22 protein-coding genes are annotated in these 21,899 nt (G+C 57.5%); 19 read left to right on the top strand and 3 right to left on the bottom strand.

Annotated elements, in window-relative coordinates; genetic code table 11:
- Positions 1 to 2: 2 nt before the first annotated feature.
- Positions 3 to 347, top strand: coding sequence for a gamma-glutamylcyclotransferase (locus ACA108_19690; protein ID XEX95524.1), 345 nt, complete (start codon positions 3 to 5; stop codon positions 345 to 347).
- Positions 348 to 505: 158 nt separating this feature from the next.
- On the opposite strand, the gene ppa is transcribed toward ACA108_19690, so the two are convergent.
- Positions 506 to 1,036, bottom strand: a complete 531-nt coding sequence (gene ppa / locus ACA108_19685; protein XEX95523.1) for an inorganic diphosphatase — start codon at positions 1,034 to 1,036, stop codon at positions 506 to 508.
- 294 nt (positions 1,037 to 1,330) lie between these two features.
- On the opposite strand from ppa, the gene ytfQ reads away from it, so the two are divergent.
- The 5 genes from ytfQ (at position 1,331) to ACA108_19660 (ending at position 7,589) form a co-directional block, all read left to right on the top strand.
- Positions 1,331 to 2,287 (top strand): galactofuranose ABC transporter, galactofuranose-binding protein YtfQ, encoded by a 957-nt coding sequence (ytfQ, locus tag ACA108_19680; protein ID XEX95522.1) that lies wholly within the window; start codon positions 1,331 to 1,333, stop codon positions 2,285 to 2,287.
- A 125-nt stretch (positions 2,288 to 2,412) separates the two neighbouring features.
- Positions 2,413 to 3,912, top strand: coding sequence for a galactofuranose ABC transporter, ATP-binding protein YtfR (gene ytfR, locus ACA108_19675; protein XEX95521.1), 1,500 nt, complete (start codon positions 2,413 to 2,415; stop codon positions 3,910 to 3,912).
- A gap of 10 nt (positions 3,913 to 3,922) precedes the next feature.
- Entirely contained in the window at positions 3,923 to 4,954 is a 1,032-nt protein-coding gene (ytfT, locus tag ACA108_19670) for a galactofuranose ABC transporter, ATP-binding protein YtfT (protein ID XEX95520.1), read from the top strand.
- The gene (gene yjfF / locus ACA108_19665) at positions 4,941 to 5,942 is read left to right on the top strand and encodes a galactofuranose ABC transporter, permease protein YjfF (GenBank protein ID XEX95519.1); all 1,002 of its coding nucleotides are present in this window, start codon (positions 4,941 to 4,943) and stop codon (positions 5,940 to 5,942) included. The genes ytfT and yjfF overlap by 14 nt, the downstream gene beginning before the upstream one ends.
- Positions 5,943 to 6,035: 93 nt before the next feature.
- Positions 6,036 to 7,589, top strand: coding sequence for a methyl-accepting chemotaxis protein (locus ACA108_19660; protein ID XEX95518.1), 1,554 nt, complete (start codon positions 6,036 to 6,038; stop codon positions 7,587 to 7,589).
- Positions 7,590 to 7,679: 90 nt separating this feature from the next.
- On the opposite strand, the gene fbp is transcribed toward ACA108_19660, so the two are convergent.
- Positions 7,680 to 8,678, bottom strand: a complete 999-nt coding sequence (fbp, locus tag ACA108_19655; protein XEX95517.1) for a class 1 fructose-bisphosphatase — start codon at positions 8,676 to 8,678, stop codon at positions 7,680 to 7,682.
- Between the two features lie 184 nt (positions 8,679 to 8,862).
- On the opposite strand from fbp, the gene mpl reads away from it, so the two are divergent.
- The 4 genes from mpl to ACA108_19635 all read left to right on the top strand — a co-directional run bounded on the left by mpl (position 8,863) and on the right by ACA108_19635 (position 14,154).
- On the top strand, positions 8,863 to 10,230 hold the full coding sequence (gene mpl / locus ACA108_19650; GenBank protein XEX95516.1) for a UDP-N-acetylmuramate:L-alanyl-gamma-D-glutamyl-meso-diaminopimelate ligase: 1,368 nt from the start codon (positions 8,863 to 8,865) through the stop codon (positions 10,228 to 10,230).
- A 76-nt stretch (positions 10,231 to 10,306) separates the two neighbouring features.
- Positions 10,307 to 12,034: an amidohydrolase gene (locus ACA108_19645; GenBank protein XEX95515.1), complete on the top strand. Its 1,728-nt coding sequence runs from the start codon at positions 10,307 to 10,309 to the stop codon at positions 12,032 to 12,034.
- Between the two features lie 253 nt (positions 12,035 to 12,287).
- Positions 12,288 to 13,631 carry an APC family permease gene (locus ACA108_19640; GenBank protein ID XEX95514.1) on the top strand — a complete coding sequence of 448 codons (1,344 nt, stop codon included), beginning with the start codon at positions 12,288 to 12,290 and terminating at the stop codon, positions 13,629 to 13,631.
- Between the two features lies 1 nt (position 13,632).
- The gene (locus ACA108_19635) at positions 13,633 to 14,154 is read left to right on the top strand and encodes a GNAT family N-acetyltransferase (GenBank protein XEX95513.1); all 522 of its coding nucleotides are present in this window, start codon (positions 13,633 to 13,635) and stop codon (positions 14,152 to 14,154) included.
- Between the two features lie 126 nt (positions 14,155 to 14,280).
- Here the strand turns inward: ACA108_19635 and yjgA are convergent, their stop codons facing one another.
- Complete coding sequence (yjgA, locus tag ACA108_19630; GenBank protein ID XEX95512.1) at positions 14,281 to 14,832, bottom strand: ribosome biogenesis factor YjgA; 552 nt, start codon at positions 14,830 to 14,832, stop codon at positions 14,281 to 14,283.
- 98 nt (positions 14,833 to 14,930) lie between these two features.
- Between yjgA and pmbA the strand changes: the two genes are divergently transcribed.
- From pmbA to mdcE, 9 genes are all read left to right on the top strand, one after another.
- Positions 14,931 to 16,283 (top strand): metalloprotease PmbA, encoded by a 1,353-nt coding sequence (pmbA, locus tag ACA108_19625; GenBank protein XEX95511.1) that lies wholly within the window; start codon positions 14,931 to 14,933, stop codon positions 16,281 to 16,283.
- A gap of 60 nt (positions 16,284 to 16,343) precedes the next feature.
- Entirely contained in the window at positions 16,344 to 16,730 is a 387-nt protein-coding gene (gene cybC, locus ACA108_19620; protein XEX98169.1) for a cytochrome b562, read from the top strand.
- Between the two features lie 34 nt (positions 16,731 to 16,764).
- The gene (locus ACA108_19615; GenBank protein XEX95510.1) at positions 16,765 to 16,917 is read left to right on the top strand and encodes a hypothetical protein; all 153 of its coding nucleotides are present in this window, start codon (positions 16,765 to 16,767) and stop codon (positions 16,915 to 16,917) included.
- 30 nt (positions 16,918 to 16,947) lie between these two features.
- A complete protein-coding gene (locus tag ACA108_19610) occupies positions 16,948 to 17,094 on the top strand; it encodes a hypothetical protein (protein ID XEX95509.1) in 147 nt (48 codons plus the stop codon).
- Between the two features lie 272 nt (positions 17,095 to 17,366).
- Positions 17,367 to 19,022, top strand: coding sequence for a malonate decarboxylase subunit alpha (mdcA, locus tag ACA108_19605; GenBank protein ID XEX95508.1), 1,656 nt, complete (start codon positions 17,367 to 17,369; stop codon positions 19,020 to 19,022).
- Positions 19,022 to 19,906 (top strand): triphosphoribosyl-dephospho-CoA synthase, encoded by an 885-nt coding sequence (locus ACA108_19600; protein ID XEX95507.1) that lies wholly within the window; start codon positions 19,022 to 19,024, stop codon positions 19,904 to 19,906. The genes mdcA and ACA108_19600 overlap by 1 nt, the downstream gene beginning before the upstream one ends.
- A gap of 8 nt (positions 19,907 to 19,914) precedes the next feature.
- Positions 19,915 to 20,214 (top strand): malonate decarboxylase acyl carrier protein, encoded by a 300-nt coding sequence (mdcC, locus tag ACA108_19595; protein XEX95506.1) that lies wholly within the window; start codon positions 19,915 to 19,917, stop codon positions 20,212 to 20,214.
- Positions 20,207 to 21,037: a biotin-independent malonate decarboxylase subunit beta gene (locus tag ACA108_19590; protein ID XEX95505.1), complete on the top strand. Its 831-nt coding sequence runs from the start codon at positions 20,207 to 20,209 to the stop codon at positions 21,035 to 21,037. Before mdcC ends, ACA108_19590 begins: the two co-directional genes overlap by 8 nt.
- Complete coding sequence (gene mdcE, locus ACA108_19585; protein XEX95504.1) at positions 21,037 to 21,837, top strand: biotin-independent malonate decarboxylase subunit gamma; 801 nt, start codon at positions 21,037 to 21,039, stop codon at positions 21,835 to 21,837. Before ACA108_19590 ends, mdcE begins: the two co-directional genes overlap by 1 nt.
- The last annotated feature ends 62 nt before the right edge of the window (positions 21,838 to 21,899 follow it).

Genomic DNA, 21,899 nt, shown 5'->3' with positions numbered 1-21,899 from the left:
CAATGCGAATATTTGTTTACGGCAGTTTAAGACGCAAGCAGGGCAACAGCCACTGGATGACCAATGCCCAGTGGCTGGGCGATCACACACAGGAAAACTATGTGCTGTATAGCCTTGGCCACTATCCGGGCGCGGTGCCCGGTGTCGGCCAGGTCATTGGCGAGGTTTACCGTATTGATGCCTCAACCCTTGCCGAACTGGATGCCCTGAGAACCAAGGGTGGCGAGTACAAACGCCAGCTAATTCAGACCGCGCAGGGCAGCGCATGGATGTATGTCTACCAGCGCCCGGTGGAGGGATTAATCCGCATCGACAGCGGTAACTGGCTGGATAAAGATAAGTACTAATGAACAGGATGTGAATGACGGAGCGCTGCGCTTATCCGCCCTGCAAATCATGCCAGTCTTGAGCCAGGCCGGATAAGCGAGGCATTATCCACCAGCATCTCGCCCATAAAAAAACACCGCCATCTGGCGGTGTTTTTACGTCGGCATCGCGGGAAAAATTACTTCTTCGCTGCGCGCTCGAAGGAAGCAACGATTTCGGCTTTCGCCGCTTCTGCGTTGTCCCAGCCGTCAACTTTAACCCACTTGCCTTTTTCGAGGTCTTTGTAGTGCTCGAAGAAGTGGGTGATCTGCGCTTTCAGCAGCTCTGGCAGGTCGTTCACGTCTTTGATGTGATCGTATTCTTTGCTCAGCTTGGTGTGCGGAACCGCAACCAGCTTGGCATCTTCGCCCGCTTCGTCGGTCATTTTCAACACGCCAACCGGACGGCAGCGAACCACGGAGCCTGGTGCCAGCGGGTATGGCGTTGGGACCAGCACGTCAACCGGGTCGCCGTCCAGGGACAGGGTGTGGTTGATGTAGCCGTAGTTGCACGGATAGAACATCGCGGTAGACATGAAGCGGTCTACGAACAGCGCGCCGGTGTCCTTATCGATTTCGTATTTGATTGGATCGGCGTTGGCCGGGATTTCGATAACAACATAGATGTCTTCTGGCAGATCTTTACCCGCCGGGACGTTGAGTAAGCTCATGTCGGTTTCCTTTAAACTGGGGACATTCAAGTGCCCGGTATTATAGCCAAACCTCTCTAAATGTCTCCGCCTCTTTTATCCCTCCATCCTGACCTGACGGCTTTTCAGAGCACTCCGGCAACGAATATATCCATAAACTCAGCCGTTTTTTTCATGCTTTTGTGTAAGCGTTTACAAGGTGGGACGGATCTTTTTGGAATTGTGATGTAACTCATTCTGTTAACCATGGCGTCGACTATGCTTTTCCGCACAGGCCATTTTTTACCCAACAATAAACCCTACGAGGATGCCCCTATGTGGAAGCGCTTACTTTTGGTCTCTGCAGTAACCGCAGCAATGTCGTCTATGGCAGTTGCTGCTCCCTTAACGGTTGGATTTTCGCAGGTAGGCTCTGAATCCGGCTGGCGCGCGGCAGAAACCTCCGTGGCGAAGAGCGAAGCCCAGAAACGTGGTATTACGCTGAAAATCGCCGACGGCCAGCAAAAACAGGAAAACCAGCTTAAAGCCGTACGGTCGTTTATCGCTCAGGGCGTGGACGCTATCTTCATTGCGCCAATTGTCGCCACGGGTTGGGAGCCGGTATTACAGGAAGCCAAAGAGGCCAAAATCCCGGTCTTTCTGCTGGACCGTAACATCGACGTAAAAGACAAATCACTGTACATGACTGTGGTCACCGCCAACAACGTGCTGGAGGGCCAATTGATTGGCGAATGGCTCCTCAAAGAGCTGAACGGCAAGCAGTGTAACGTGGTTGAGCTGCAGGGCACCGTGGGTGCGAGCGTCGCCATCGACCGTAAAAAAGGCTTCGCGGACGCCATCTCTAAAGCCTCCAACGTGAAAATTATCCGCTCCCAGTCCGGCGACTTCACCCGCAGCAAGGGCAAAGAAGTGATGGAGAGCTTCATCAAGGCTGAGAACAACGGCAAAAACATCTGCATGGTCTACGCGCATAACGATGACATGGTCATCGGTGCTATCCAGGCCATTAAAGAAGCGGGCCTGAAGCCGGGCAAAGACATCCTGACCGGCTCCATCGACGGCGTGCCGGATATCTACAAAGCGATGATCGACGGCGAAGCGAACGCCAGCGTAGAGCTGACGCCGAACATGGCTGGCCCGGCGTTTGACGCGTTAGAGAAATTCAAGAAAGACGGCACCATGCCGGAAAAAGTCACCGTGACCAAATCCACGCTCTACCTGCCGGATACCGCGAAAGAAGAGCTTGAGAAGAAAAAAACGATGGGCTACTAACGGGCAGCATTTTCTTTTGTAGGGCGGATAAGCGTAGCGTCATTCGCCATTCAGCGGATGGCAGCGTGGATGGCGCTGGGCTTATCTACCCTACAAAGTGAACGGCTTTCGCCAGGAGTGCGGTGATGAACACAAACAATCAGGAAATTCTGCGCACGGAAGGGCTAAGCAAACATTTCCCGGGGGTGAAGGCCCTCGACAAAGTCGATTTCAGCCTGCGACGCGGGGAAATCATGGCGCTGCTGGGGGAAAACGGCGCCGGGAAATCGACGCTGATCAAAGCGCTGACCGGGGTATACCAGCGCGACAGCGGAAATATTTACCTTGAAGGCGAGCTCATCTCGCCGAGAAATACCGCCCATGCCCAGCAGCTTGGCATTGGCACCGTCTACCAGGAGGTTAACCTCCTGCCCAATATGTCCGTTGCGGATAACCTGTTTATTGGCCGTGAGCCGCGCCGTTTCGGGCTGCTGCGTCGCAAAGAGATGGAGCAGCGCGCCACCCGGCTTATGGAGTCTTACGGCTTCTCGCTGGACGTCGCCGAGCCGCTCAACCGCTACTCCGTGGCGATGCAGCAGATCGTCGCCATCTGCCGCGCTATCGACCTATCCGCCAAAGTGCTGATCCTCGATGAACCCACCGCCAGCCTCGACACCAAAGAAGTGGAGATGCTGTTTACCCTGATGCGCCAGCTGCGGGATCAGGGCGTCAGCCTGATCTTCGTCACCCACTTTCTCGATCAGGTTTACGAAGTGACCGACAGGATCACCGTGCTGCGCAACGGCGCGTTTGTCGGCACCCGCGATACGAAAGATTTGCCGCAGATCGATCTGGTGAAAATGATGCTGGGTCGCGAGCTGGAAACCACTGCGCTTCAGCGTGCCGGGCGGACGCTGCTCAGCGAAAAACCCGTTGCCGCATTCAAAGAGTTCGGCAAGAAAGGGGTGATCAACCCGTTCGATCTTGAAGTACGTCCAGGAGAGATCGTGGGGCTTGCCGGCCTGCTGGGATCGGGCCGTACGGAAACTGCAGAAGTGATCTTCGGCATCAAACCGGCCGACAGCGGCAAGGCGTGGATCAAAGGCAAGCCGCAGACGCTGCGTTCGCCGCATAAGGCCTCCAGCCTCGGCATCGGCTTCTGTCCGGAAGATCGCAAAACCGACGGGATTATTGCCGCCGCCTCGGTGCGGGAAAATATTATTCTGGCGCTTCAGGCCCAGCGCGGCTGGCTGCGTCCTATCCCCCGCCGGGAACAGAATCAGATAGCGGAGCGTTTTATCCGCCAGCTTGGCATCCGCACCCCGAGCGCCGAGCAGCCTGTTGAATTTCTCTCCGGCGGCAACCAGCAAAAAGTTCTGCTTTCGCGCTGGCTGCTGACCAAACCGCAGTTCCTGATCCTCGATGAACCAACGCGTGGCATCGACGTGGGCGCGCACGCTGAAATCATCCGCCTGATCGAAACGCTGTGCGCCGACGGGCTGGCGCTGCTGGTCATCTCTTCGGAGCTTGAGGAGCTGGTGGGCTACGCGGATCGCGTGGTGATCATGCGTGACAGGCAGCAGGTGGCAGAGATCCCACTCGAAGCGCTGTCCGTCTCGGCCATTATGAATGCCATTGCGGCATGAGGAGTAAATCGTGATGTCTCGTTCACTGCCGCAAACGGAAACGACAAAAACCAGGCGCAGCTTTCGCTGGCCGCCCGGTATTCCGCAGATTGTCGCGCTGGTGCTGGTACTGCTGGTCGACAGCATGGTCGCCAACCATTTCTTTAATATCGTCGTGCAGGACGGGCGGCTGTTCGGCAGCCCGATAGACATTCTAAACCGCGCGGCGCCCGTGGCGCTGCTGGCGATTGGCATGACGCTGGTTATCGCTACCGGCGGCATTGATTTGTCCGTCGGCGCGGTGATGGCCATTGCCGGGGCGACCGCCGCCACGCTCACCGTTGCGGGACATAGCCTGACCGTTGTGCTGCTGGCCTCGCTGGGCGTTGGGGTACTGGCGGGGTTGTGGAACGGTATTCTGGTCGCGATTCTTAAGATCCAGCCGTTTGTTGCCACGCTAATCCTGATGGTTGCCGGGCGCGGCGTCGCCCAGCTGATCACCACCGGGCAAATCGTCACTTTTGATTCGCCCAGCCTGTCGTTCCTCGGCAGCGGCTCGATCTTTTACTTCCCGACGCCGGTGATTATCGCCATCGCTACGCTTATCGTCTTCTGGCTTTTTACCCGCAAAACGGCGCTGGGGCTGTTCATTGAGTCGGTGGGAATCAACATCCGCGCCGCGAAAAATGCCGGGGTGAATACTCGCCTGGTTGTGATGCTCACCTACATGCTGAGCGGCCTGTGCGCGGCGATTGCCGGGATTATCGTGACGGCGGACATTCGCGGTGCCGATGCCAACAACGCCGGGCTGTGGCTGGAGCTCGACGCCATTCTGGCGGTGGTGATCGGCGGCGGGTCGCTGATGGGCGGGCGCTTTAACATCGCGCTCTCCGTCGTGGGCGCGCTGATTATCCAGGGCATGAACACCGGCATCCTGCTTTCCGGCTTCCAGCCTGAGCTTAACCAGGTCGTGAAAGCCGTGGTGGTGATGTGCGTGCTGATCGTGCAGTCGCCGCGTTTTATTGCTCTGCTCAAAGGACTTCGCCGCCATGATCAAACGTAACTTGCCGCTGATGATAACCCTGGCGGTTTTTGTGCTGGGCTACCTGTACTGCCTGACGCAGTTTCCCGGCTTCGCCTCCACCAGGGTGATTTGCAACATTCTGACCGACAATGCTTTTCTGGGGATTATCGCCGTAGGCATGACTTTTGTGATTCTATCCGGCGGCATCGACCTGTCGGTCGGCTCGGTGATTGCCTTTACCGGCGTGTTTCTCGCTAAAGCGATTGGCTTCTGGGGGCTGTCGCCGCTGATGGCCTTCCCGCTGGTGCTGTTAATGGGCTGTGCCTTTGGGGCGTTTATGGGGCTGCTCATCGACGCGCTGAAAATCCCGGCGTTTATTATCACCCTTGCCGGGATGTTCTTCCTGCGCGGAGTCAGCTATCTGGTCTCCGAAGAGTCGATTCCCATCAACCACCCCATCTACGACACGCTTTCAAGCCTTGCGTGGCGCATTCCCGGCGGTGGGCGCTTAAGCGCAATGGGGCTGCTGATGCTGGCAGTGGTGGTGATAGGTATTTTCCTTGCCCACCGTACCCGCTTCGGGAATCAGGTTTATGCGATTGGCGGCAGCGCGACCTCTGCAAATCTGATGGGCATCTCAACGCGCAGTACTACCGTGCGCATCTACATGCTTTCAACCGGGCTGGCTACGCTCGCGGGTATCGTCTTTTCCGTTTATACCTCCGCTGGCTATGCGCTGGCGGGCATGGGCGTGGAGCTGGACGCCATTGCCTCCGTGGTGATCGGCGGTACGCTGCTGAGCGGCGGGGTAGGCACCGTGCTGGGCACGCTGTTCGGCGTGGCGATTCAGGGGCTGATCCAGACCTATATTAACTTCGACGGCACGCTCAGCTCCTGGTGGACGAAGATCGCCATCGGCATTTTACTGTTTATTTTTATCGCCCTGCAGCGGGGCCTGACGGTACTGTGGGAGAACAGGCAAAGCTCCCCTGTTAAACGCGTTAGCGTTGCGGTAACTAAGCCGTAACATCTTGAATTAGCGTAAATCGTCTAAACTTTCCCCGGTGGCTGCCGATAACGTCTCCACGAGTTTTCACCTCTAAGTCACCGGGAAAGAAGCATGCTGAGAAATCTGTCGATACGTACGGGGCTGCTAACGCTGTTGGCGGTCATGACATTTCTGCTGCTGGTCGTCAGCGGCATAGGTATTTTTGCTCTGCAACAAAGCTCCAGCTCACTCGAAAAAATCAACCGCCTGCAGGGCGAGCAGATGGTGCGCCTGACCGACGGCTACACCGCCCTGCTGCGCGCCCGCAACGAAGCCGGGCAGGCCGTGCGCCAGATGGAAATCGGCATGCTGGAGGAGGCGGCGAAATCCGCCAGTACCGTGACCGGCGAAGTGGCCCAGGCGCGGCAGGACATTCAGAGCTTTATCGACGGCGGCGTGGACAGCGAAGAGGGTAATCAGCTGATCAAAAACCTGTCGCAAACCTACGCCGATTATCAGGCGAAGGGCATCACCCCGATGATGGCCGCGCTCGGCAAACAGAGCCCGGATGACTATTATGACCTTCTGGAAAACGGCCTGATCCCGCTGGCGCAGAAGTTTGATACCGACCTGCAGATTTTCCGCCAGTGGGGGGAGCAGCGCGGTAACGACGAGGTTGCCGCCGTTCAGCTGCAAAAGAAAATCGTGCTGACGCTGATTATCATCGCGGCGCTGCTAACCGCCGGGATCATCGTGCTGGTGTGGCTGGCGCTGCGCCACCTGCTGCTTAAGCCGCTGAACCTGTCTATTGAACAGCTGGAACACGTCGCCGAAGGGGATTTGACTCGCGAGCTGCCGCCCGCCGGGAAAAATGAGTTTGGTCGTCTGGCCAGCGCCATTGCCGCCATGCGCAACTCGCTGACGGAGTCCGTTGGACGCGTGCGCGACGCCAGTTTGCAGATTGATACCGGCAGCCGTGAGCTGACGGCAGGCAACCTGCATCTCGCCCAGCGCACCGAGTCTACCGCCACGTCGCTGGAGCAGACCGCCGCCAGCATGGAACAGATCACCGCGACGGTGAAACAGAACGCCGATAACGCCGAACAGGCCCATAAGCTGGCGAAAGATGTCTCCGATACCGCCGACCGGGGCAGCGAAATGGTTTGCTACGTGATTGAAAAAATGCGGGATATCGCCTCAAGCTCCGATCGTATCGCCGACATTCTCAGCGTAATTGACGGGATTGCCTTCCAGACCAACATCCTGGCGCTGAACGCCTCGGTGGAGGCCGCGAGGGCGGGGGAGCAGGGCCGTGGATTTGCGGTTGTCGCAGGCGAAGTTCGCACGCTGGCAAGCCGCAGCGCGGAGGCCGCCAAAGAGATCCGCACGCTGATTTCCGATTCGCAGAACCACGTCGGTGAAGGCCGCGATTTGGCCCAGCAGGCAGGTGAAACGATGGATGAGATTGCCGAAGAGGTGACGCGGATGACGAAGCTGATGCGCCAGATTGCCAGCGCTTCAAACGAACAGAGCCACGGCATCGAGCAGGTGAACATTGCGGTAAGCCAGATGGATGAGGCAGCGCAGCAGAACGCCGCGCTGGTACAGCAGTCGTCCGCCGCAACCCGCTCGCTGGAGGAGCAGTCGCAGCAGCTGGTGGCCGCGATGGCCAGCTTCCGCTGTTAAACGGCGGATGACGCTGCGCTTATCCGCCCTACAAATCGCTATCCGTAGCGGGATAAGCAATAGCGTCATCCACCGAAAATTCCCTGAAGCTTAAGCGTCCGGGAACTCGCGGATAAACCGCTCTACGTCATCGACCATATGCTCGTTGCCGACGAAGAACGGACGGCGCTGGTGCAGGGTTTCCGGAATGATATCCAGAATGCGCTCTTTGCCATCGCTCGCCTTGCCGCCCGCCTGCTCGGCCAGGAACGCCATCGGGTTACCTTCATAGAGCAAACGCAGCTTCCCATCCGGGTGGCTGGCGGTGCTTGGGTAAAGGTAGATGCCGCCCTTGAGCAGGTTACGGTGGAAATCTGCTACCAGGGAACCAATGTAGCGCGAGGTGTACGGGCGCTGCGTGGAGCTGTCTTCTTCCTGGCAGAACTTGATGTACTTCTTCACGCCGGTCGGGAAGCGGATGTAATTGCCTTCGTTAATGGAGTAGGTGTTGCCTTTCTGCGGGAAACGCATGCGCTCCTGGGAGAGGCAGAACACGCCCAGAGACGGGTCGTAGGTGAAGGCGTGAACGCCGCAGCCGGTGGTATAAACCAGCATGGTGGAGGAGCCGTAAACGACATAGCCTGCCGCCACTTGTTTATTACCCGGCTGGAGGAAATCTTCCTCGGTAACGGGAGAGCCAACCGGCGTGACGCGGCGATAGATGGAGAAGATGGTGCCAACGGAGACGTTGACATCAATGTTAGATGAGCCGTCAAGCGGGTCCATCAGCACTACATATTTTGCATGCTCCGCGCCGTCGAACACGACAATGTCGTCTTCTTCTTCAGAAGCGATCCCCGCGACGATCCCTCGGGCCTTCAGCGCGGCTTTAAGCTTTTCATTCGCGAACAAATCGAGTTTTTGCTGAACCTCGCCCTGCACGTTTTCAGCGCCGCTGGCACCCAGGATATCGACCAGGCCGGCCTTGTTGATATCGCGGTGGATGATCTTGGCGCCCAGCTTTATCGCCGACAGTAAAGCAGTAAGCTCGCCGGTTGCGTGGGAGAACTCGTGCTGCTTCTCGACAATAAATTCACCTAACGTTTTCATAACACTTTCCCTGCATTTGCGGTTGAGTAAATGACGTAAAGCTATGGCAACAATCTTAACAAACTATCAAAGAGTCGCGCTCAGGTGAATCGCGCCAGCAATTTAAGGAATATCCTGAATTACAGTTCTCCCCCCGTTAACATGCGGGTAGAATGTGCGCCAAACAGAGAAAGGATAGTTTTGTATGCGCATTCATATTCTAGGGATTTGTGGCACCTTTATGGGCGGACTGGCTATGCTGGCTCGTACGTTGGGCCATGAAGTCACCGGTTCAGACGCCAACGTTTACCCGCCAATGAGCACGTTACTTGAAGAGCAGGGCATCTCCCTGATTCAGGGCTACGATGCGAGCCAGCTCGAGCCGCAGCCTGATTTAGTGATCATCGGCAACGCCATGACGCGCGGCAACCCGTGCGTGGAAGCCGTGCTGGAAAAGAACATCCCGTTCATGTCCGGGCCGCAGTGGCTGCATGATTTCGTTCTGCGCGACCGCTGGGTTATCGCGGTAGCGGGCACCCACGGTAAAACCACCACCGCCGGTATGGCCACGTGGATTCTGGAAGCCTGCGGCTATAAGCCAGGCTTTGTGATCGGCGGCGTACCGGGGAACTTCGACGTTTCCGCGCGCCTGGGCGACAGCCCGTTCTTCGTGATTGAAGCCGACGAATACGACTGCGCATTCTTCGACAAGCGTTCCAAATTCGTGCATTACTGCCCGCGCACGCTGATCCTCAACAACCTCGAGTTCGACCACGCGGATATCTTCGACGACCTGAAGGCGATTCAGAAACAGTTCCACCATCTGGTGCGCATCGTGCCGGGGCAGGGGAAAATCATCTGGCCAGAAAACGACGTGAATATCAGGCAGACCATGGCGATGGGCTGCTGGAGCGAGCAGGAGCTGGTAGGCGAGCAGGGCCACTGGCTGGCGAAAAAGCTCAATGCGGATGCCTCCCACTGGGAAGTGCTGCTCGACGGCGAACGCGTAGGGGAAGTGAACTGGCAGCTGGTGGGTGAACACAACATGCACAACGGCCTGATGGCCATTGCTGCCGCCCGTCATGTCGGCGTGGCTCCGGCAGATGCCGCTAAGGCGCTGGACACCTTCGTGAACGCGCGTCGCCGTCTGGAACTGCGCGGTGAAGAAAATGGCGTAACCGTCTATGACGATTTCGCCCACCACCCAACGGCTATTCTGGCGACCCTTGCGGCGCTGCGCAGCAAAGTAGGCGGCACCGCGCGCATCCTCGCCGTGCTGGAACCTCGCTCCAACACCATGAAAATGGGCCACAGCAAAGATGACCTGGCGCCCTCTCTGGGCCGCGCTGACGAAGTGTTCCTGCTGCAGCCACCGCATATTCCGTGGCAGGTGGTGGAAGTAGCAGAAGCCTGCATCCAGCCCGCGCACTGTAGCGCCGACGTGGATTCGCTGGTGGAGATGATCCTGAAAACCGCCCAGCCGGGGGATAACATCCTGGTGATGAGCAACGGCGGCTTCGGCGGTATCCATCAAAAATTACTCGACGGCCTGGCAAAAAAAGCCGCGCGGTAATTAAGCAACTATTATGTATTCATGCCAGCCTGCCCGGCTGGCATTTTTTTTACCCACGCTGAAAGAGCGCAGAAAAATGACTGTAAACACCCAAACTGTGGATGTCGTTTACCACAACGGCACTATTTATACCGCTGATGAGCATGACACCTTTTGTCAGGCTATCGCGATTGGTGAAGGTTATATCGTTGCCGTGGGCAGCGATGAAGAGGTTATGCTGCTGGCCGGGCCGGAAACCGAGGTTATCGACCTGCAGGGCAAGGTGATGTTGCCCGGCATCATCGACAGCCACATGCACCCGTTCTGGGGCGGCAAGCAACTTCGCGGCTGCAACCTGAACTATGCCGCGCTCTCGGTAGAAGAGACGCTGGCGATCATCCAGAAGCACATCGATAACGACCCGTTCACCGGTGAAAACGACTGGCTGACCGTGCGCGCGTGGCAGCGTCAGGCGATGACGCCGGTCGGCGCGGATATGAGCCGCGAAGCGCTGGACACGCTTAATACGAAACGTCCGGTGGCGCTATTCTCTAACGACTGCCACACCCTGGCGGCCAATAGCCGCGCGCTGGAAATGCTGGGCATCGATGAAAACACGCCGATCCCTGCGGACGGTAAAATTGCCCGCGACGATGCAGGCCGCCTGACCGGTATTCTGGAAGATGCGCCAGCCATGCGCGCCTTTGACAGCATCCCCTCCGGCACGCCGGAGCAAAACGTACAGATTGCGACCCACGTCCAGCAGGTGCTTAACCAGCAGGGCGTGACGACGGTAATGGATACGCGCGTGTTTGCGGAGCAGCTGGAAGCCTTTGCCGTGCTGCGTGACCGTGGCGAACTGACGGTGCGTATGCTGGGGGCCAAAGAAGTGACGCCGGACAGCGTTGACGGTCCGCAGGATGCCGCGCGCGCCATCGAAGAAATCGCCGAGTTTAACCGTGCCTGGAACGATGCCGAATGGACGCCAGCGCCGGGCTTCGGCACCACGCACGTAAAATTCTTTGTGGACGGTGTGCTTCAGCCGCCTACCATGACCGCCTCGCTGCTGGAACCTTACCGCGAGAACCGTGGCACGCACGATGCGCCTGACTGGCAGCCGAGCGAGCGTTACGGCGATCTCTATTTTACCGCGCCCGTTCTCGAAGCCCTGATGGTGGAATGTGGCCGCGCTGGCATTCACCCGCACACCCACACCGTTGCCGACGGCGCAATCGAGATGGTGCTGAACGCAGTGGAGAAGATGCGAGCCGCTTATCCGGGCAAAGACGTTCGTCCTGGCCTTGCGCACAACGAGCTGGTTGCGCCGCATCAGTACGATCGTTTCGCGAAGCTGGGCGCGACGGCGGTGCTCTCCTACCAGTGGGGCGGACTGCCGGGCGTACTGATTGATGAAGAGCGCGAAATGCTGGGCGACGCGCGTTTTGAGCATATGGAGCCAGCGGCCCGTTTCCTGGACGCAGGTGCGCGCCTGGCGTACGGCAGCGACTGGCCGATTGACCGTCTGGACGAATGGTACAACCTGCAGGTGGGCATGACCCGTCGCGCCTGGGACAGCGAAGGCAACCCGGCTGGCCCACGTCTGGATACCGACCGTGACCTGACGCTGATTGAAACATTGCGTTCAGCGACCATCGATGCGGCATACATGATTGCCCGCGAGCAGTACATCGGCTCGCTGGAAGTCGGCAAGCTGGCGGACGCCATCGTGCTGGAAAACAATTTGTTCGAACAGCCGGTGGAGAAGGTGTACCAGACGAAGGTTATGCGCACGCTGGTTGGTGGGAAAATCGTGTACCAGTCCTAAGCAATCTGGCGGATGATGCTGGCTGCTTATCCGCCCTACAAATCGCAGGCGTAGGGTGGATAAGCGAAGCGTCATCCACCGTTTCTGCGTGGATTTTCTGATTTGTGACAAACTTCATTGACTATAATGGCTAATTAATAATAACCGCCTTTCCAACCCCCACCCCTTGTGCCAAAATCCGCCGTTTTCTAAATTCCCCTGCCTCGGCAGGAAAACCAGTCGGTGCTTTGTTTCACCAGGAGATGATACGGTAATGCCACAAAATATTCAGTTGCGAAGAGTCCTCAAAACGCCTGCGCTCGTCGCATTTGGCCTCGCTTATATGGTCCCGCTGGGTGTGTTTACCACCTACGGCCAGGTAACGGTGCTGAGCCATGGCCATCTGCCCATCGCCTATCTCCTGACGATTATCACCATCCTGTTTACTGCCCTGAGCTACTGCCGCATGACCAGCGCGTTACCGCTGGCCGGATCGGCGTTCTCATATGTGCAGCGCAGCTTCGGCGGTAAGGTGGGCTTTCTGGTCGGCTGGGCGCAGATTCTGGACTACCTCTTCCTGCCAATTCTTAACTACTTAGTGTTGGGGATCTTCCTGCATGAGGCCTTTCCGGCTATTCCCGCCTCCGTGTTTGTGGTGGCCTGTATAGCCTCGGTGAGCCTGCTGAATATTTTGGGCGTACGCCTGATGACATCGGTGAACTTCTCACTGATTGCGGCGCAGATGGTGTTCATCGTGCTGTTTATCGCGCTGTCGTTCAGCGAAGCTGATTTGAGTCCAGCGGCCTTAATGAAGCCGCTGTTGGTGGGGGCAGGCGACTTTGCCGGTCTGCTCTCCGGCGCGGCTGTTCTGTGTCTCGCGTTTCTTGGTTTTGACGCGATTGCGACAATGGCTGAAGAAGCCCACGACGCGAAACGGACCCTGCCGCGCGCAATTCTGATCACCGTGGTTGTGGCGGGCGCGATTTTTATGGCCGTCTCTTATGCCGCGCATCTGGCCTACCCGGACTGGCAGTCGCTGATCCCGGTGCAGGACACCGCAAGCCTGGTGGTGTCTGAGAAAGTCGGCGGCAAGTGGATGTACAATTTCTTTATGGCCGCCTACCTGACCGGCGTTTACGCCTCGGCGATGACCGCGCAGACCGGGGTTTCCCGCATCTTCTACGCCATGGGGCGTGAAGGCGTGCTGCCGCGTAAAATCTTCTTCCATCTGCACAAGAAGTTCCACACGCCGTACCGCGCGATTCTGTTCGTGGCGGCTATTTCCCTGTCCGCGCTGTTCCTGGATCTTGGGCTGGTCGTTTCCATGATCAGCTTCGGTGCGCTGGGCGCGTTCATCTTCGTTAACCTCAGCGTGGTGAAACACTTCCTGATTAACGAAAAGCGCCGCGGGACGAGTGCGATGATCAAGTATGGCCTGCTGCCGATTATCGGTTTCGTGATGTCCGTCTGGCTGTGGGTTAACCTTGAGCGCGACGCGATGATTGTCGGCCTGGTCTGGCTGGGGATTGGCTTCTGCTATCTGCTGTTCCTCACCGACTTCCTGCGTAAATCGCCGCCGTCGGTGGATTACGACGATATTGCCCATCTGATCGATTAATATGCTGACGATTAAAAGAATAGCGGGGATGACTTCCCCGTGGTTTGCCGAGGTTGACGCGCTGTATGAAAGCGCGTTTCCCCTGCATGAAAAGCGAGAGCCGCAGGCCAAAGCCAGCGCGCTGGAAAACGAGCGCTACGAGCTGCTGGCATGGTTCGACGGCGAGCAGTTTATCGGCATGATTGGCGCATGGCGCTATAGCGGCTACACCTATATTGAGCACCTGGCGGTAAACGGCAGGCTGCGTGCGCAGGGTTACGGCAAGCGAATGCTGAGCCAGTTCCTGCAAATGCACCCATTAATTATTCTGGAAATCGACCCGCTGACCACGGATATCGCCCAGAAGCGCCTGCGCTTCTATCAAAGCCTGGGCTTCCATGAAAATGGCTATGAGCATGTCCACCCGAGCTACCACGAGGGGCTCGCCGATCACGCTCTGATTGTGCTGAGCTACCCGCAAAAGATTAGCGAAGAGCAGTACCAGCGGTTTAACAAGGATTTGTGTGACGTGGTGATGGCTTAGAACGGACGAGTCCGTAGGGTGGATAAGCGGCAGCGTCACCCACCAGTTTTGTCGAATGGCGCTGGCGCTTATCCGACCTACGAATAGCATTTACCAATAATTAAGGCCCGCTTGCGGGCCTTAATATTAATCCTGGCTTTCGGCCAGCTCGCGCAGATAGGTGAAGATCTGGCGATAGGACTTCGGCGGCTTATTGGCCGCTTTTTCTTTCTGGGCGTTGCGGATCAGTACGCGCAGCTGCTGGCGGTCGGCATCCGGGTACAGGCGCAGCACTTCGGTCATTGCGTCGTCGCCTTCTTCTACCAGACGGTCACGCAGGGCTTCCAGCTTGTGGAACAGCGCAACCTGCTGGTTGTGGCGGTTCTTCAGCTTATCCAGCGCCTGGCGGATCGGATCCATGTCGCGGGAGCGCATCATTTTACCAATCAGCTGTACCTGACGGCGGCGGCCTTCCTTTTTGATCTTCTGCGCCAGCTCAATGGCGGCGCGCAGGTCATCGTCCAGAGGGATTTTGTCGAGCGCGTTTTTGCCCAACTCCATCAGCTCCATGCCTAAGCGCTTAAGCTCTTCGGCATCGCGTTTAATTTCGCTTTTACTGACCCAGATAATCTCATCGTCGTCGTCTTCGTTTTCATTATCGGGGACGTCATCGAGCCAGTCGTCGGGCTGCTTAGTCATATTAGGCTCCTAAAAAAAAGTGGCTAATTCTAACAGTAAAGCCTGTTCACTGCGAAATTGTTCTGTTCCTGTTAGACTTAATTAACTCACCTTAGATTATGGCAGTCGCGATGAAAGTAAACACGCAGGTAGCAGAACAACGCAAGACGCTTGAACAGGCGGTTTCACAGGCACTCGAACTGGCTTCCGCGCAGTCCGATGGCGCAGAAGTTGCCGTCAGCAAAACCACGGGCATTGGCGTAAGCACTCGCTACGGTGAGGTTGAAAACGTTGAATTTAACAGCGATGGTGCCCTCGGCATCACCGTTTATCATCAGAATCGTAAAGGCAGCGCCTCCACCACGGATTTAAGCCCTGACGCCGTAGCGCGCACCGTGCAGGCCGCTCTGGATATCGCTCGCTACACCTCGCCAGACCCGTACGCGGGCGTGGCGGACAAAGAGCTGCTGGCCTTCGACGCGCCGGATCTGGACCTTTTCCACCCGGTAGAGATGGACGCCGACCGCGCCATTGAGCTGGCCGCGCGTGCCGAAAACGCTTCCCTGAACGTGGATAAACGCATTACCAATACCGAAGGCGGCAGCTTCAACAGCCACTACGGCATTAAAGTTTTCGGCAACAGCCACGGCATGCTGCAAAGCTACTGTTCGACGCGCCACTCGCTTTCCAGCTGCGTTATCGCCGAAGTTAACGGCGAAATGGAGCGCGATTACGCTTACACCATCGGGCGCGCAATCGAAGATCTGGAAAGCCCGGAGTGGGTCGGTGCCGAATGCGCCCGACGCACGCTGTCCCGCCTTTCTCCGCTTAAACTCTCTACCATGAAAGCGCCCGTTATTTTTGCAGCGGAAGTCGCTACCGGCCTGTTCGGGCATTTGGTTGGTGCTATCGCCGGCGGCGCGGTTTACCGTAAATCAACGTTCCTGCTCGATCACCTCGGTAAGCAAATCCTGCCGGAATGGCTGACCATTGAAGAACATCCGCACCTGCTGAAAGGCCTGGCCTCCACGCCGTTCGACAGTGAAGGCGTGCGCACGGAGCGCCGCGACATCATTAAAGAAGGCATCCTGCAACAGTGGCTGCTGACCAACTATTCCGCTCGCAAGCTGGGCCTGAAAAGTACGGGTCATGCGGGCGGCATCCATAACTGGCGTATCGAAGGCCGTGGCCTCGACTTTGACGGCATGCTCAAAGAGATGGGCACCGGGCTGGTGGTGACGGAACTGATGGGGCAGGGCGTAAGCGGCATTACCGGCGACTACTCACGCGGAGCGTCCGGCTTCTGGGTAGAAAACGGCGAGATTCAGTACCCGGTGAGCGAAATCACCATCGCCGGCAACTTAAAAGACATGTGGCGCGAGATGGTCACAGTGGGCAGTGATATCGAGAAACGCAGTAACATCCAGTGTGGTTCAGTGCTGTTACCGGAGATGAAGATCGCCGGGCAGTAGAACGGTAAAGGGCGCATCCTGCTGCGCCCTTCTTCAACATATTAATAAGGTACATAAATGATCCGTAAGAACTTGTTTGCAATGTTGGCAGTCTCATCCTTCCTCTTCACCACAGCCGCCCAGGCGGCAGACGTGGGCGATGACATGGACACCATCGCGGAGAACTACAAAACCGTGATGAGCACCGACAGCGCCGCCGAGCTGAAAACCTCGCTCACCAACATGCGTACCGCCGCGCTGGATGCGCAAAAAGGCACCCCACCTAAGCTTGAAAATGAAGCGCCGGATAGTGCAAAAATGAAAGATTTCCGGCACGGGCTGGACCTTTTAGTCGGCCAGATTGACGGTGCCATTAAACTCGCTGATGCGGGAAAAGTGAAAGAGGCCCAGGCTGCCGCCGAAGCCTTTAAAGGTACCCGCAACACCTACCATAAAAAGTATCGTTAAGCCCCGCCTTTGTCTTCTGAAAGCGGGTGATATTGTGGATACCACGGTGACTCATTCCGCCGCCGTAGCGTTAGACACCAAGGTGGATAAATCCGCGCCCACGGCTTCTTCCACCAACGGTGCCGCGCCAGCAACCAAAGGCGACCCGCAGCATGAAGCGTTCCGCCAGGTTAACGTTGAGCTGTAAATCAAACACATCGATCTGAAGAAGAACGAAGTGACCTTCGAAGGGCCGAAAGGCGGGCAGAAAACCGTGAGGGTGGACAACCCCGATTTCCAGGCCCATCTGAAAGATTTGAAAGTAAACCAGAGCGTGCGCGTGGCCTACACCGATACGCTGAAGATCGAGGTTCGTAAGTCTTAATCGTTTTTTCTTAATATCCACCCTTTCCCTCCTTCCGTCCCTTTAACAGGGCGAGAGGGTTAGGGCCTACTTCTCAAGTATAAACAACCGCCTGTACCGCTAGCCCATAATCCCCTCACCCGTCTTCGAACCCGATCGCAAATCGTTGCCATGATTATTACTCTCAGGCTAATAATTCGCCCGTGGCCTTAATTGATACCCTAAAGAGGTAAGCGCACAATTTAATCAGACTAAAGCAAATCAAAATGATTCGCTGAATCAGGAGGTTAATAATGAAGGCTTCCCAAAAGCCAGCACGAGTGTGGAATTCACGTCGCTTAGAGAAGCTGCGGCGCATGGCTTCCACCAACGTGCAGGGCAAGGTTCTTCCTACTGAAGGCCTTGTTGATATGCTGGAACGACTGATTGCCCCAGGCGATCGCGTGGTACTTGAAGGGAACAACCAGAAGCAGGCGGATTTCCTTTCCCGCATGCTCGCGGAAGTCAGCCCATCTAAAGTTCACGACCTGCATATGATTATGCCGAGCGTAGGGCGCAGCGAGCACCTCGATATCTTTGAAAAAGGTATCGCACGCAAGCTTGATTTCGCTTTCTCTGGCACCCAGAGTCTGCGCATTTCGCAGCTGCTTGAAGACGGTCAGCTCGAGATTGGCGCCATCCATACCTATATCGAACTCTATTCCCGTCTGTATGTGGACCTGTCGCCAAACGTGGCGCTGATTGCCGGCTTCAAGGCTGACCGCAAAGGTAACCTCTATACGGGCGCCAGCACCGAAGATACCCCGGCGCTGGTTGAAGCCGCCGCCTTCCATGACGGCATCGTTATCGCCCAGGTTAATGAACTGGTTGACGATGAATGCGACCTGCCGCGTGTGGATATTCCGGGATCCTGGATTGACTATGTTGTTGTTGCCGACAAGCCGTTCTTTATCGAACCGCTGTTTACCCGCGACCCGCGCCTGATCAAGCAGGAACACATCCTGATGGCGATGATGGCGATTAAAGGCATCTACGCGGAGCATCAGGTGCAGTCGCTGAACCACGGTATCGGCTTCAACACCGCCGCCATTGAGCTGCTGCTGCCAACCTACGGCGAACAGCTGGGCCTGAAGGGCAAAATCTGTAAACACTGGACGCTGAATCCGCATCCGACGTTGATCCCAGCAATTGAAAGCGGCTGGGTCGAAAGCGTGCACTGCTTTGGCGGCGAGCTGGGCATGGAAGAGTATATCCGCGCTCGTCCGGACATCTTCTTTACCGGTGCAGACGGCTCCATGCGTTCCAACCGTGCAATGTGCCAGCTGGCAGGTCAGTACGCGGTCGACATGTTCATCGGCTCTACCCTGCAGGTTGACGGCTTTGCCAACTCCTCCACGGTAACCCGGGGTCGCCTGTCCGGTTTCGGCGGCGCGCCTAACATGGGCCACGACCCGCACGGTCGTCGTCACGCAACGCCAGCCTGGCTCGCGATGCAGAACAAACCAGACATGATGGAGCGCGGTCGTAAGCTCGTTGTGCAGATGGTGGAAACTTTCCAGGCGGGCGTGAAGCCAACATTCGTTGAAAAACTCGATGCGCTGGACGTGGCGAAATCCTCCGGTATGCCGTTAGCGCCGGTGATGATTTACGGCGATGACGTCACCCACGTGCTGACCGAAGAAGGCATCGCGTATCTCTATCGTGCTGAAAGCATGGAAGAACGCCGCGCGATGGTGGCTTCTGTTGCCGGGATCACCGATATCGGCCTGGGCGTTGATGCTAAACGTGTCGCCCAATTGCGCCATAGCGGCAAAGTGGTCTTCCCGGAAGATATGGGCATTCGCCGCAGCGACGCGACCCGTTCCCTGCTGGCAGCCAGCAGCGTAGCGGATCTCGTTGAGTGGTCCGACGGCCTGTACAACCCACCTGCGAAATTCCGGAGCTGGTGATGAAACTACAGCCACAGACTGGGGTTGAGGGCAGCGCGCAATGGCTTGCAAGGGTTGCCACCCAAAGCATGATTGAAGAAGCTCGTTTAAGCCCGAAGCCCGGTCTTGTGGACAGTCGGGGAAACGGCGCCCATCACGACTTAACGTTAAGCCTGATGGAGCGCTCGGCGCGCAGCCTCTCCCCGACGTTTCATGCGCTGGCGCTGCAAAGCTGGAAGCGCCCGGCGGATATCGCCCTGCGTCAGCTGGTTGGCCGCCTGGGCCGCGAAGGCGAAGCGCAGATGATGGAAGCCACCGGCGGAGTGAACACTCACCGGGGGGCTATCTGGGCGCTGGGTTTACTGGTGTCTGCCGCCGCCATGCACGGCATGGAAGGCAGCAGCGAAGAGATAGCCGCGAGTGCGGCGAAGCTCGCCGGTTTACCCGACAGCTCGGCACCAAAAATTTTCAGTAAGGGGTTACGCGCCACAAGGCGTTATCAGGTTCCCGGCGCACGCGAAGAAGCGCAGCAGGGCTTCCCGCACGTTATGCGTCTGGCCCTGCCGCAGCTACGCCGCAGTCGCGAAGCTGGTGCCACCGAGCAGCAGGCTCGTCTTGATGCGCTGATGGCCATCATGACGTCGCTTAGCGATACCTGCGTGCTGTCACGCGCGGGCCTCGTAGGGCTTGAGACGATGCAGAACGGCGCGCGAAGCGTGCTGGCTGCTGGTGGAACCGCACAGGCCGCAGGCCACGAGGCGCTCGCAAAACTGGATAAGCAGATGCTCGCGCTTAACGCCTCACCGGGCGGCGCGGCTGACCTGCTTGCCGCCACGCTGCTGATGGACCGCATCGCCTGCGATGAGGCTCGCGTCACCCCATTACCGCAACATTCACACTTATAGAGGGTGTTATGGAACACATTACATTGTCATTTCCGGCAACCCGTACCGTCAGCGGCAAAGCGCTGTCCGGCGTGGTTGGCTCCGGCGATATGGAAGTTTTGTTCACCGCCGCCGAAGGCGATGCGCTGACCGTCGATATCACCACCTCCGTGGATAACAGCGAGCAGCGCTGGCAGGCCCTGTTTGGCCGCCTGGCCGCGCTCGGCAGTCTGCCTGCGGGGCAGATGCTGATCCACGATTTTGGCGCGACGCCGGGCGTGGCCCGCATTCGTATCGAACAAGTATTTGAAGAGGTGATCCATGCGTGACGACCGCAGTTTTATCGAACTCAAAGCGCGTGAGCGTGCCCGCCTGCTGCTCGACGACGGCAGCTACCACGAACTGCTCGACCCGTTCGACGGCATTGTTTCCCCTTGGTTAGGCGCTCAGGGCATCGTGCCGCAGTCTGACGATGGCATGGTTGTCGCAAAAGGCACCATTAACGGTGGACCCGCGGTAGTGATTGCTATCGAAGGCTCCTTCCAGGGCGGCAGCATGGGCGAGGTGTCCGGTGCGAAAATGGCGGCGGCCCTCGAGCTGGCGGCAGAAGACAACCGCAACGGCATTCCGACCCAGGCTGTTCTTTGCCTTGAAACCGGCGGTGTGCGCCTTCAGGAAGCCAACCTTGGCCTGGCGGCAATTGCTGATATCCACGCCGCGATTGTTGATCTGCGCCGCTACACCCCCGTTGTTGGCGTGATTGCTGGGACCGTCGGCTGCTTCGGTGGGATGTCCATCGCCGCAGCTCTGTGTAGCTATCTGATTGTGACCCGCGAAGCTCGTCTTGGCTTGAATGGCCCGCAGGTTATCGAACAGGAAGCCGGTATCGACGAATACGATTCCCGCGACCGTCCGTTCATCTGGAGCATGACCGGTGGTGAAGTCCGCTACCAGAGTGGCCTGGTAGATGCACTGGTCGGCGACGGGGTGAACGCGGTTAAGCAGGCGGTTAACGACGCTATTGCAAAAGGCGTTCCCGCTAAGCACCGCACCGATAACTACGCCTGGTATCTGGATCGCCTGGCTAACTTCGACACCAGCAAGCAGGCCGATGCCGAACAGATCAAACAGCTTTTTGGGGAGAAACAGTAATGAGCCAGAAACTGAATCGCGCCGCCGTCTGGTTGGACAAGCTGACCGCGGGTGCTGCGCGCATGCCCGGTCTGTGCCCGTCCGTACAGGTCGCTGATGGCGAAGTTGAAGGTAAGGCCGCGCGTTTTATCGCGGTAGTCCCTGACGAAAATAACCATTACCCACGTGCCGCTGGCGGTGAAGTAGGCCTGCTTGAAGGCTGGACGCTGGCGAAAGTTGTCAGCGAAACCATCGCGGAAGACGCGGACAAAGCCGAGAAGCGCGCCATTGTCGCAGTCATCGACGTGCCGAGCCAGGCCTACGGTCGCCGTGAAGAAGGCTTCGGTATTCACCAGGCGCTGGCCGGTGCCGCAGGGGCTTACGCCAATGCTCGCCTGGCAGGGCACCCGGTTGTGGGGTTGATTGTTGGTAAGGCAATGTCCGGGGCGTTTCTGGCCCACGGCTACCAGGCAAACCGCCTAATCGCCTTTAATGACTCCGGCGTGATGATCCACGCGATGGGTAAAGAGTCTGCGGCCCGTATCACGCTGCGTACCGTTGATGCGCTGGAAAAGCTGGCGGCGACTATTCCGCCAATGGCCTACGACATCAGCAACTACGAAACCCTCGGCCTGCTTTCAAACCTGCTGGATATTGCTAATCCGCAGGCGCCAGAAGCAGACGATCTCAACAAAGTGAACGCCGCGCTGGTGATGGCCGTTCGCGAAGCTCGCACAGATAACACCCTGAAAAACAGGCTGCATGCTAAGAATCGCCATAGCTCAGCCCTTGTTCGTGAACGTATGCGTGCAAGCTGGTAAGCACTGAAGACAGACCTGCCAGACGGAAGATGGGCACGCCCGACGTGCCCGATAAAAAAACA

The sequence above is a fragment of the Dryocola sp. LX212 genome (assembly GCA_041504365.1).
Classification (GTDB): Bacteria; Pseudomonadota; Gammaproteobacteria; order Enterobacterales; family Enterobacteriaceae; genus Dryocola.
This window is presented reverse-complemented; position numbering and strand designations above follow the sequence as displayed.